This is a genomic window from Clostridium puniceum, from assembly GCF_002006345.1.
Classification (GTDB): domain Bacteria; phylum Bacillota; class Clostridia; order Clostridiales; family Clostridiaceae; genus Clostridium; species Clostridium puniceum.
Genome location: NZ_LZZM01000016.1, coordinates 1 through 12,103 on the forward strand (window position 1 = coordinate 1; position 12,103 = coordinate 12,103).

The window sequence follows — 12,103 nt, forward strand, 5'->3', positions numbered from 1 at the left end:
ATAAAATTAAGGTTTTTATCTAAAAGTTTAATAAAGTTATCCATTAAAAATCCTACTTTCAAAATAATAAATCTCTATAATAATATATCAGATTAAATAGAAGTTCAACTAACTATGGAAAGAACCACTTTCATATTAACATGTACATAACGCAAGGCTTCGCTTCGGTTTACTCTCACTTCTATCCCTCCCTCAAAGACAATACTTTAAGATGTATAAGAATAAAAGCTTGAATAGATACAGGCATAAATCCCGCAACTTTTTCATGCTTTAGAACTGGAAATTTCATTTGATTTTTTGCTTGATTTGAACGCAAAAAAGCCCCGCATTTTGTTCCTAAGAACTCCCTGCGGGGCGTATTCCCTATCTATTTTTCCCGAACTTTATTATGAGTTTGGGGATTTTGAATGATAGATGGGGATGTTTTTTATTATTCTTCATAACTTGTTCCTTGATAAAAAACTCCTTAACACCCCCAATCCCCTTCAATCCCTTATTCCATCTACCTTCATCCCCTTTTTCCTCTTTCTTCCTTAATAATAAAGTTCTGAACGAAAATAGCCCATTTTTTCTGGTTATCCACAGGCTCCGTGATAATAAAGTTCTGAACGATTTTCTTTCTTTTTTCTCTATTCCTTTTCGGTATTTTTTCCTCTTTTCTTCTTCTTTTCACTGAATATTTGTAGTTGGGTGATTTGCTTTAAGATGTGTGATTGCAATGTGTTGGGTGCAGTCGGCTATGCGTAGCGAGGGGGGTACGGCAAGATTTTGTGGTTTAATTTTTGGGGACAAAAAAAGCCCAACGCTTGGTTAAATTTTAACCTTACATTGGGCTTGTATTCAGAACTTTTTTATTTCGTTCAGTTCTTTTTTATTAAGGAACAACAACTTCAACTACTTTGTCATTCCTTCTTGAACTGCAACTGCAACTGCAACAGTCATACCAACCATTGGGTTGTTACCTGCTCCGATTAATCCCATCATTTCTACGTGAGCTGGAACTGATGATGATCCTGCGAATTGTGCATCTGAATGCATTCTTCCCATAGTATCAGTCATACCGTAAGAAGCTGGACCTGCTCCCATGTTATCTGGGTGAAGAGTTCTTCCTGTACCACCACCTGATGCTACTGAGAAGTATTTTTTACCTTGTTCTATACATTCTTTCTTGTATGTTCCTGCAACTGGATGTTGGAATCTAGTAGGGTTAGTTGAGTTACCAGTGATTGATACGTCAACCCCCTCCATATGCATGATAGCAACACCTTCTCTAACGTCATCAGCACCGTAACATCTTACTTTAGCTCTTTCTCCGTTTGAGTATGCTTTTTCTTTAACTACTTTAACTTCTCCAGTGTAGTAGTCAAATTGAGTTTGAACATATGTGAATCCATTAATTCTTGAAATAATGAATGCCGCATCTTTTCCAAGACCATTTAAGATAACTCTTAAAGGCTCTTTTCTTACTCTGTTAGCTTTTTCAGCTATTTTAATAGCACCTTCAGCAGCAGCAAAACTTTCGTGACCTGCTAAGAATGCAAAACATTTAGTTTCTTCTCTTAAAAGCATAGCTCCTAAGTTTCCGTGACCTAAACCAACTTTTCTGTCATCTGCAACAGATCCTGGGATACAAAATGCTTGTAATCCTTCTCCAATTGCTTCAGCAGCATCAGCAGCCTTAACACAACCTTTCTTTATAGCTATAGCAGCACCTAAAACGTAAGCCCATCCAGCGTTTTCAAATGCGATTGGTTGAGTTTCTTTTGCAATTGTATATGGATCGATTCCGATCTCTGTACATACTGCCTTTGCATCTTCTAATGTCTTCATTCCGTACTTTTCTAATACTGGAGTGATTTGGTTAATTCTTCTTTCATAACTTTCAAATAATGCCATAATAAAATTCCTCCTTTACAAATAATTATTTATGTCTTGGGTCTAATAATTCAGCAGCATCAGCTACTCTTCCGTATTGACCTCTAGCCTGTTCTAATGCTTCGTTAGCACTTACTCCCTTAGCGATACTTTCCATCATCTTTCCTAAGTTAACAAATTTATATCCAATGATTTCTTTATCTTCATCTACAGCAACTTCTGTAACATAACCTTCTGCCATTTCTAAGTATCTAGGTCCTTTAGCTAAAGTTCCATACATAGTACCAACTTGAGATCTTAAACCTTTTCCTAAATCTTCAAGACCTGCTCCGATAGGTAGTCCACCTTCTGAGAATGCAGTTTGAGTTCTTCCATAAACGATTTGTAAGAATAATTCTCTCATCGCTGTGTTTATAGCATCACAAACTAAGTCTGTGTTTAATGCTTCTAATATAGTCTTTCCTGGTAAAATTTCTGAAGCCATAGCAGCTGAATGAGTCATTCCAGAACATCCAATTGTTTCAACTAATGCTTCTTGAATAATACCATCCTTAACGTTTAATGTTAATTTACAAGCTCCTTGTTGTGGCGCACACCAACCTATACCGTGAGTTAATCCTGATATATCAGTAACTTCTTTAGATTGAACCCATTTTCCTTCTGCAGGAATTGGCGCTGGTCCGTGATTAGGACCTTTAGCAAGTACACACATTTCTTCAACTTCTTTTGAATACATCATATATTTTTGCTCCTCCCTAAATTAAATAGATAATTACACTATCAAATCTTATTTCTAAGCATTTTAATATTGTAGTTGGGCATAAAATAACCCACTGGGGCATTTACCCTATTACTATTCTAGCAAATGATTTGATTTGTAACAACCTTTATTTAAAAATTTATACATTTTTATTTGAAAATCTACACTAGAAATGAATAAAAACCTTTAATTAGCTTTAATTAGGTAAAATTTTAGGGAAGGATTTCGAGAATTTATTGGCATTAAAGTATATTTTCACAAAAAGAATTTAATTTTTCAAAAATAAGTGTTGAAATATTTTCTAATACATGATAAAATAATTTTTGTCAGTTTACATGCCGCTGTGATGGAATGGCAGACGTGGTGGACTCAAAATCGAGTTCGTCATGATGTGAATCTAGGTGTGTATATTGTCTGTAAGCTTTGTATTTTAGCCATTCTTAGAATGCTAAATTAAAAATTTTAATAGTTAGTTCTCTCCTGTTGTTCTCTCCAATATCTAGAGTATGAACAGTGAGAATTAAAAATAAATATTACTTGCCGCTGTGATGGAATGGCAGACGTGGTGGACTCAAAATCCTCTGGTAGTGATACCGTGCCGGTTCGAGTCCGGCTAGCGGCACCATAGCTTATGTTAGTAAATTGCTGTATTGCTTGACTTATCTTGCAATATGGCTTTTTTTATTTTCTGTATTTTCTTCTAAGTTCTCTCCTACTTTGCGAGAGAACTTTTTATCATTTAAACAATTTACCATTACATTGGCTGATGCTATTTTTGTACTATAATCAAGATGAGCATAAATATTTGCTGTTGTTGAAAAATCACTATGCCCAAGCCATTCTTGAATCTCTTTCATCCTCACACCATTTGCTAATAATAAACTTGCACAACTATGTCGTAAATCGTGAAATCTTATTTTCCTTAAATTATTTTTAGCAAGTACAATTTGAAAATGTTGAGTAATATATCCTGGCTTGATACGCTGTCCTATTTCATCTAGATAAATATATTTTAGATATTCATTACAATAAGAACTCTTACATATCTTTCTATTTATATATTGCTGCTCTTTTATTTTTAAAAGTAAATCTTCAAATTGTGGTACTAAAGGTAATGTTCTATGACTTGCTTTATTTTTAGTTCTGTCTTTTTCTATTATAACCACTTTACCTTCAACAGAAACTTCTGTAACTGTATGTTTAATAGTAATGGATTTATTATTAAAATCAATTGCATCCCATTTCAAACCAACTATCTCACTTCTTCGTAGACCATAAAAGGCAGCTAACATAACTGCAAGCTCTATTTTACTATTCTTAACCACTTCAAATAGCTTATTAATTTCTTCTCCATCATAAAAACTACCAACAAATTTTTGTTTTTTAGGTCTTTCAACTTTATCTGCTGGATTCGATGGTATCATATCAATCTTTACCGCATATTGTAGTGCTTTTCTAATATTAGCATGATAATGAATTACTGTATTAGCACTAATCTTATTATCATTTAATTCATGTTGATAATATGCTTGAATATGTTTGGGTTGTAAATCTTTTAATAATATTTTCTTTTCCTTAAAATAAGGTGCCACACGTTTTTTTACACAGTTAGAATATGATGCATATGTTGTAACCTCAATATTATTTTTCATCATTTCTAACCAACTTAACATAAAATCTGAAAATAAAATATTTTCATCTTCAATTTCAGAAATAATTTTAAAATTTCTTCTTGCCTCCATCAACATTGCTTCTGCTTTTTTCTTATTTCCTTTTATTAAAAGACCTGTTGGCAACCATTTTGTTTTTCTCTTTCCATCTAAATCTTTATAACTTAATACCATATAAAAATAACCTTTTTTTTCTTGTAGGTGACCTGCTACCATATTTATTCCCTCCATTTTGTAACAATTTTTATCACCCTACCATTGACATCTTTATTATATCTTATGCGTTGATTGCTTTCAAGATTTTAAAGCACTAAATTAAGTGTTAAATCATGTATATACTTGATTCTTGAATTACTTTCAGATATATAAGTATGCTAATTTTAGGGATTTTATATGCTCTTCCTATTTTAAAATGGTTAATTTTATTTTCTTTTAAAATTCTATATCCAGTTTTAATACTTATTCCCCCAAGTATTTCACACATCTCTTTAATATTTACTACATCAGGATATTCTCTAAACAATAGACAATATGCATTGTTTTCATTAATATTTGCCTCCATAATCACAGTACACATCCCTTCATAAACTATTTAATTACATATCAAAATATTATTTAATAAATAACTCTTTAATATATAATCAAATATCTATCTTATTAAAAATCAGCAAATCAAACGGCTCTGGCAAGCTCCACAGGACTTTCACCTTATCCCATACTTATGGGTGTACCGCCCAATGCCGTGCAGACGTTCAAGGCAGGAGTATCATTATTCCAATATACAGATCATGGCAGCAACCTTGCCACAGGTTACTTGCGGATCGCTGTCATAGTCGCTCACTTTTTGTCCCTCCTTTCATTGGTCATGGCGTTCCAGCCCGCTGGCTCTCTGCATATTGAATGTATCCGATTGCTTTATATACTGCACCACTGATGGCGCTTTCTTTGTCAAAAATCAAAATAGGCTTTGTCAGCCTGTCAGCGCATACTGAACAGACAATATGCTTTGATAGAATGACAAATTCTAAACTAGGGCGTATGGGATGTCGCCCTGCGCCCAATAAGGATGTTAGATTCTAAAATTTAAAATCATTTGTAGCAGGGCTGTAGTAAGCTGCTCCTGCATAGACTTGTCCACAAAGTAATATCCGTCACCACATTCATCAGAAAGCACCTTTGTAGAAAGCTTGGCGATATAACCCTCATAATGCTTCAATATATACTGTATTGCCACAGCATCACCATCACTTGCTGCTTTTATGATATGAAAGGAAATCAACTTCTTTCTTTTTTTCATAGCTCCTCCTCTAATAGTTTTTTTATAATTTCTAATGCACTAGTCCGGTTACGATATATAGTACTACGGTTTACAGCCAATTCTTCTGCGATTTCTTCATCCGACATTTCTAGATAATAAAACATCAGAATGATATCACGCTTGCGTTTTGACAAAATATCTAGTGCCTTTGCAATTTGATAGTCAGTAACTTCCACATCCAGTGATAAGATTTCATACATCTGGTTATCCAAATGGTATGTATCGAAAGTTTGCAGTTTATTCAATTCCAAATCTGATATTTCCGAAAAAAGGCACTCATGCCTGCTACGTCTACCAATAGATCGGCGACAGTTACTTTGAGTACATATCATTACTTTTCTTGCCATATAATCAAATTGAAATTGGATGGTTGTCTGAAAATCATCCTGTATCTGATGATTGAGTTTTTCAAGTGGTAATTTATTCAAAGAAAATGACTTCATAGAGATTCCCCCCTTCCCCGGCCAGTGAATAAAGAGAAAATTTTTCTTCTCTTTCCCTCTTTCACACTGACTCTCACCAGGAGGCTGATACTTGTTGCAGAAAATACTATATTTAGGAGAATTTTTTAAGAACTGAAAAAAGCCCGAGCGGACGTAATCATCCCTACAGACTTTTGAATAGACATATTTTTTATTGTCTGACATAATTCTACATAAGTTGTGTCGAGTTATCCCAGTATGAAAATAAACTTTTTTATAAAGCTACTTTGTTTATGAGGATAAGCTTTGTATTTTAAGCTCATAACAACGACCTCCTTATTTTACGTCTGTTGAATAATTACTGCTACTTTTGTATTGTATAAACTATAAATGTATCAAATAATAATTAAAAACCTGTCCGCTAGAATTTTCCAAACCTTTTATACAAATAATATTTGGGTAATACTATTATGTATAAGAGGAAGTGCGGAAGGTGATAAATTTGAATAAAAAACTATTTCATCTAAGCTACTGAATGTGACTGAAAACTTAGCTGAAATAGAAAAAACTGATATTATTGATGATATAACATCAAGACCTAAATATAGTTCATCGTCACCAAGTAAAAGAGCTTTAACATATGATGTTATTGTAAATATTATTAATAATTGAATTCGTTGCTGATCCGATATTGTCAAATGCATTTCTATTATAAGATATTGCATTATTTTGTTCCTTCGAAATATTCTTTATATATTCCATTGACCTCATGGATGCCTATCTATCTCCATGACTCGCTACTGAATGATTTGACTTAATCTTTTTGGAATGGATTTCCACCATTTAACTTACATAACCTTGCTCAGCCGCACTAATTCACCGTATTAGTAGCAAGTGATAACAATTTTTTCTCACTTATGTAACAAGTTTATTGCTTAAAAAATAAGAAGCATCTCTTTTGATACTTCTTATTTTTATTATTGTGACTCAATATTAGCTTTATCTTTCTTTATTTGTCTCTCTTCTAACTTAGTATTAACTAAAGAATATATTACTGGAACAACTATAAATGTAAGGAAAGTAGCCGATGCAAGTCCAAATATTATAGTTACAGACATAGGCCCAAATAATGCACTCTTAGAAAATGCAAGAGGGATAAGTCCTGTAATAGTCGCTGTTGAACTTAGTATTATTGGTCTAAATCTTTGGCTTACAGCATGTATACATGCTTCATCTATTGAAAGACCTTCCTTTCTTCCATCAATTATATATTCCACAAGCAGTATTGCATTCCTTATAACTACTCCAATTAAGCTTATTATTCCCATTACAGCAGTTAGTGATATGGACATTCTAAATATTAGAAGCCCTATTGCTACTCCCATTAATGATAATGGAAGCGAACACATTATAGTAAGCGGTTGTATGAAAGATTTAAATTGAACAAATAAAATTACATAGATTATTACCATACAAAGAACTCCTGCAAGCCCAAGGCTTGTAAAATTCTTTTGTATTTGCTGCTTTTCTCCATCATAAAGAACATTTACACCATTTAAGTCCATTTTATTTAATTCTTGGTTTAAAGCATTTTCTATATTAACAGAGTTATAACCTGTTTTAACATCACTATATACTGTTACAGTTTTATCCTTCTTATAATGCTTTATTTGATCTAACTGTGAATCTAAATCTATAGCTGCTACTTCTGATAACAATACTTTATTATTTGTAACGCTTGATTTTACTTGTAAATTTTTCAGATCTTCTACTGATGCAATATTAGTTTTAACTAATATATTATAATCACTGCCATTCTTTCTGTACACAGAACTGTTATATCCCTTTAAAGCAATGTTTATCTGTTTTAAAATATCAGATTTTAACAAACCATGCTGCATGGCTTCAGTACTATCTATATTCACTTTATATTCATATGTCTTCTTTGCTGCATCATCTCTTATATTTAATGTTCCTTTAATATCTTTCAACTTTTCTTGAATTTGATCTGAAGCAACATAAATTTTATTTAAATCATCACCAGTAAGCCTTAAACGAATAGGTGCTCCTATTGGCTGTGCCTGCTCCAAAAGCTTTACTGATGTAGTACCTCCGGATATTTTGCTATCTAATTGGCTTTGTAAATATTCAACTAATTTTTCTCTTGAAGAAAATTTCTTGTTTTTTTCTATATCTACCTTAACCATAATTTGAGCTTTATCTTTTGATGGCGCTACAGTAGGTAAAGTAATATAAAATCTAGGCATACCACCACCTATGGCTGAAGTATAATTTGTAACTTCTTCTTGTGATTTTAAGACGTCTTCAACCTGTTTTACTAAATTACTTGTGCTATCTATATCGTCAACTTTTTCATTAGAAACATCTATATAAATAATATCTTTATCTGCATGAGGGAAGAACTGCATTCCGAGCATTTTCATTAATCCCATAGACACTATAAACACACATATAGCAGCTATAATAACCTTTATTTTATGTTTAAGTCCATAAGTTAAAAGTCCTCGGAACATTTTTCTGATTTTACTTTCTTTATTAACATTTTTACTCTTTCTAAAAAACAGAGATGACATGACAGGAGTTATAAATAGTGCTGATATATACGAACAAGTTATACATATCATTACTACTTGGGGCAAAGTTCTCATAAATTCCCCAACCGCACCAGGTATATTTAAAAGTGGTGAAAAAGCACCTACAATAATTAGCGTAGAAGTAAATACAGGTACAAATAATTTCTTTATACCATTAAATGCCGCTTCATCTCCTGACATCCCCTGATCAATTCCAACCTGAACCACATCTCCAATTACAATTGCATCATCTACTAATATTCCAAGAGCTATTATAAGTGCAGTTGTAGACATTTGATGGACTTTTATTCCAAAAGCATTCATGGCAATAAAGGACATAGCAATAGATATAGGAATTACTGCTGAAACTACCATTGCATTTCTAAAGCCCATCCCTATAAGAACAGTTATTACTACAAGAATTACACCATCTCTAAGATTTTCCATAAAGAAAGAAACTGATTTATTTACATCTTTAGGCTGGAATGTAATTTCATCTATTTTTAAATCTTTAGGTAATTGTTCCTTGATTTCATCTAATTTTTTCTGTACATCATCACCTATTAAAACTATATTTTTATTATCTTGAAAATAACCTGAAAGTAATACTGCATTTTCTCCATTATTAGTATATTTATAATTAGAATCATCATCATAATCCATATGGACATTGGCAATATCTTTAATCTTTATGGTCTGTCCAGTATCCTTAGAAACATTTATAATTGTATTTTCTATATCTTGAATAGATGTAAAGCTGCCAGGGGTCTGTACTTTTATTTTTCCAGTACTTAAGTCTAAATTTCCAGATGGAATTTCTATATTCTGTGCCTTTAATACACCACATACATCCTCAAGAGAAACGGAATATTTATTTATTTTACTAAAATCCACATCTACTTTTACTTGTTTATCCTGTTTTCCTTCTATATCAAATCTGGAAATTCCACTAACATTACTTAACTCTTTCTTTATATCATCTGCATAATTTCCTAACTGCTCATACGAATAATTATCACCTGATACACTTACTATCATACCTGCAGTCTCTGTAAGTTTCGTATTTATTTGACTATCTTGGCATCCATCTGGAAGGTCAGCTTTTAAATCTTTTATTTTGTCTCTTAAATCACGCCATGCTTTCTCCTTGTCTGTATCATTATTTAGTACAACAATAACTATAGATGCGCTATTTTCAGAATACGATTCACAATAATCATAACCATCTATTTCTTCTACTTTTTCTTCAATCTTTTTTGTAACTAAACTTTCTATATCACTGGGAGAAGCTCCTGGATAAACAGTTGTAATCATTGCAGCTGGAGATGAAACGTCTGGGCTTTCCTGCTTAGGAATAATATAATAACAGTAAAAACCACTTATAATAGCTATAACTACTAGAAATAATACTATTTTTTTATTTTTTATAGCTCCATTAATCAATCCCATAATTCATACTCCTTTATTCCACTGAAACTTGATATCCAGCTTTTATATTTTTCATACCTTCGCTTACAAGATTATCTCCAGCTTTTAGCCCATCTACACATACTTCACTTTCATTAGTATTTCCAAAAGTTATATTTTTTCTTACAGCACGTCCACCTTCTATTACATAGACATAGTCTTCTCCATCATTTAAGATACTGCTAATAGGAATCCATATTCCATTCTTTTCACCTTCACTAATATTAACTTTTACTGACTGGCCTATATAAAATTTATCGTTATCTATTGGATTTAAAATTTTAATTTCTGCACTATAAGTTCCACTTTGTTTGTCAGCAGCTTGAACTACGTTCATAATTTCTCCATCAACAGTATTATCATCTATTTTAACTTTTGCTTTTGTTCCTATCTGTACTTTTTTTACATCATCATCAGATAATCCTATAGTTACAACTTGATTTTCACTTCTAACTAAAACAACTGGATTGCCCGCAGGTTGCATTTCTCCTTCTTTACAAAGAACGTCAACTATGTACCCATCCTCATCTGCTGTAAGAGAAGCATCTTGGACTAAGTTAGCTTTCGAATCATAATTAGCCTTTGCAGTATTTAATTGAGCTTGTGCCGCTTGTTTATCTTCTCCTCTTGTTCCATTTTGAAGCTGATTTAAAGTTTCCTTTGCACTATTTAAAGCACTTTCGCTACTATCTAGTTTTATTTTAAGATCATCTACCTGTTGCTTTGTAACTGCTTGCATTTGATATAAATTAACATTTTTATCATATAAATCTTTACAGTAATTATAATTATCCTCTGCATTCTTTACTGCTATTTGTGCTTTATTTATATCTTCAGCTTGAGCTCCATTTACAGCTTTGTCATATTGTGCTGAAGCTGCATCCATTTGAGCTTTTGCTCCTTCCATTGCAAAATTTAAATCTGTTTTATCTAAATCAACAAGGTTGTCTCCTTTTTTCACATGTTGGCCCTTTGAAACATATATTTTTGCAACTTTTGCAGAGCTTTTAAATGAAAGTTTTCTAACTTCACTTCCCCCTGTTAACCCTTCATATTCCAATGAACTTGGATAACTCTCCTCTTTAAGTTCTACAGTTTTTACTGGATAAGTTTTTATATCTGTTTTTGTTTCTGTTTTACTACTGCAACCAGTCAATGTAGCAAAATTTAAAAGCACTAACCCAATAGCCAATATTTTCTTGTTCATATATCCTCCTTGTGTTCACACTGTTACAATAACGTAATATCATTTATCATCCCATTTTTTCCGTTATTTCTTGTTTATTCAATAAGAACTTTATGAGTTACTTAATATCCACGGTTCTTGTATACTGTCCCTTAGATTATTATGGGTGTAGATAAGTTTTCTTAAGGAAGTATCTAAATCTTCACTTGCTACAACTTGTTTATAATAGTCATTTTTAAGCATTAACCCCATATCTACTTGAGCATTTGCAAATTTAAGTTTTGTATTTGTTGAATTAACCTGCTCTTTTAAAGTATCTATTTTATTTTCTAAATCAAGAAGTGTTGAATAGTTTTCTTTTAATGCATTTTTAATACTCTTTTCGGTATCATCTAATTTAACTTGCGCTTCATCATAACTATATTTACCATCTAAATAAGATTCATAAGATTTAAGCTTAACGTAATAGGTTAGTTCTTGTTGTTCATAACTTATTAAGTTTAACGCATATGTACCAGAATCCAAAGTTGAATTACCATTAACATCAGTTGTAATATAATTAGACTTATTAGGAGCTTCTGCCACGTCTTCATTCATAATATCTTTTATCCCATCATCTTTTAGATCTTTCATATAATCTTTTGTTAACTTCAATATTTCAGTCTCATATTTTAGATATTTATCTATATAAGTTCTAATTAATAAAATTCATAGCTTGGCAAAACAGCTTTATATTATTCGATGAGTTTGCACAAAATAAATCTAGATTTATTTTGTGAGGTGATTCAAATGGTTATTATAAAAGATAATC

9 protein-coding genes, 1 tRNA gene and 1 pseudogene are annotated in these 12,103 nt (G+C 32.0%); 1 reads left to right on the forward strand and 10 read right to left on the reverse strand.

Annotated features, from left to right (window positions below):
- Window positions 1-894 precede the first annotated feature (894 nt).
- A complete protein-coding gene (locus tag CLPUN_RS01305; protein WP_077845578.1) occupies window positions 895-1,896 on the reverse strand; it encodes a GGGtGRT protein in 1,002 nt (333 codons plus the stop codon).
- Between the two features lie 25 nt (window positions 1,897-1,921).
- Window positions 1,922-2,614: an iron-sulfur cluster assembly scaffold protein gene (locus tag CLPUN_RS01310; protein WP_077845579.1), complete on the reverse strand. Its 693-nt coding sequence runs from the start codon at window positions 2,612-2,614 to the stop codon at window positions 1,922-1,924.
- Window positions 2,615-3,174: 560 nt separating this feature from the next.
- Here CLPUN_RS01310 and CLPUN_RS01315 point away from each other — a divergent pair.
- Window positions 3,175-3,260: transfer RNA gene (locus CLPUN_RS01315), tRNA-Leu, on the forward strand.
- 34 nt (window positions 3,261-3,294) lie between these two features.
- Here the strand turns inward: CLPUN_RS01315 and CLPUN_RS01320 are convergent.
- From CLPUN_RS01320 to CLPUN_RS01355, 8 genes and pseudogenes are all read right to left on the reverse strand, one after another.
- Window positions 3,295-4,521 carry a tyrosine-type recombinase/integrase gene (locus CLPUN_RS01320; protein WP_077845580.1) on the reverse strand — a complete coding sequence of 409 codons (1,227 nt, stop codon included), beginning with the start codon at window positions 4,519-4,521 and terminating at the stop codon, window positions 3,295-3,297.
- A 106-nt stretch (window positions 4,522-4,627) separates the two neighbouring features.
- Window positions 4,628-4,867 carry a helix-turn-helix domain-containing protein gene (locus CLPUN_RS01325; protein WP_077845581.1) on the reverse strand — a complete coding sequence of 80 codons (240 nt, stop codon included), beginning with the start codon at window positions 4,865-4,867 and terminating at the stop codon, window positions 4,628-4,630.
- Window positions 4,868-5,374: 507 nt separating this feature from the next.
- Window positions 5,375-5,602: a helix-turn-helix domain-containing protein gene (locus CLPUN_RS01330; protein WP_077845582.1), complete on the reverse strand. Its 228-nt coding sequence runs from the start codon at window positions 5,600-5,602 to the stop codon at window positions 5,375-5,377.
- The gene (locus CLPUN_RS01335) at window positions 5,599-6,066 is read right to left on the reverse strand and encodes an RNA polymerase sigma factor (RefSeq protein ID WP_077845583.1); all 468 of its coding nucleotides are present in this window, start codon (window positions 6,064-6,066) and stop codon (window positions 5,599-5,601) included. The genes CLPUN_RS01330 and CLPUN_RS01335 overlap by 4 nt, the downstream gene beginning before the upstream one ends.
- A 419-nt stretch (window positions 6,067-6,485) precedes the next feature.
- Entirely contained in the window at window positions 6,486-6,770 is a 285-nt protein-coding gene (locus tag CLPUN_RS01340; RefSeq protein ID WP_077845584.1) for a hypothetical protein, read from the reverse strand.
- Window positions 6,771-7,022: 252 nt separating this feature from the next.
- Complete coding sequence (locus CLPUN_RS01345; RefSeq protein WP_077845585.1) at window positions 7,023-10,088, reverse strand: efflux RND transporter permease subunit; 3,066 nt, start codon at window positions 10,086-10,088, stop codon at window positions 7,023-7,025.
- A gap of 13 nt (window positions 10,089-10,101) precedes the next feature.
- On the reverse strand, window positions 10,102-11,313 hold the full coding sequence (locus CLPUN_RS01350) for an efflux RND transporter periplasmic adaptor subunit (RefSeq protein WP_077845586.1): 1,212 nt from the start codon (window positions 11,311-11,313) through the stop codon (window positions 10,102-10,104).
- A gap of 90 nt (window positions 11,314-11,403) precedes the next feature.
- Window positions 11,404-11,979: pseudogene (locus CLPUN_RS01355) on the reverse strand (hypothetical protein); the annotation flags it as partial.
- Window positions 11,980-12,103 lie beyond the last annotated feature (124 nt).

What these genes read in the sequence shown, in the direction of transcription:
- CLPUN_RS01305 (WP_077845578.1), bottom strand. Translation starts at nt 1,896, where the DNA reads ATGGCATTATTTGAAAGTTATGAAAGAAGAATTAACCAAATCACTCCA.
- CLPUN_RS01310 (WP_077845579.1), bottom strand. Translation starts at nt 2,614, where the DNA reads ATGATGTATTCAAAAGAAGTTGAAGAAATGTGTGTACTTGCTAAAGGT.
- CLPUN_RS01320 (WP_077845580.1), bottom strand. Translation starts at nt 4,521, where the DNA reads ATGGTAGCAGGTCACCTACAAGAAAAAAAAGGTTATTTTTATATGGTA.
- CLPUN_RS01325 (WP_077845581.1), bottom strand. Translation starts at nt 4,867, where the DNA reads ATGGAGGCAAATATTAATGAAAACAATGCATATTGTCTATTGTTTAGA.
- CLPUN_RS01330 (WP_077845582.1), bottom strand. Translation starts at nt 5,602, where the DNA reads ATGAAAAAAAGAAAGAAGTTGATTTCCTTTCATATCATAAAAGCAGCA.
- CLPUN_RS01335 (WP_077845583.1), bottom strand. Translation starts at nt 6,066, where the DNA reads ATGAAGTCATTTTCTTTGAATAAATTACCACTTGAAAAACTCAATCAT.
- CLPUN_RS01340 (WP_077845584.1), bottom strand. Translation starts at nt 6,770, where the DNA reads ATGCAATATCTTATAATAGAAATGCATTTGACAATATCGGATCAGCAA.
- CLPUN_RS01345 (WP_077845585.1), bottom strand. Translation starts at nt 10,088, where the DNA reads ATGGGATTGATTAATGGAGCTATAAAAAATAAAAAAATAGTATTATTT.
- CLPUN_RS01350 (WP_077845586.1), bottom strand. Translation starts at nt 11,313, where the DNA reads ATGAACAAGAAAATATTGGCTATTGGGTTAGTGCTTTTAAATTTTGCT.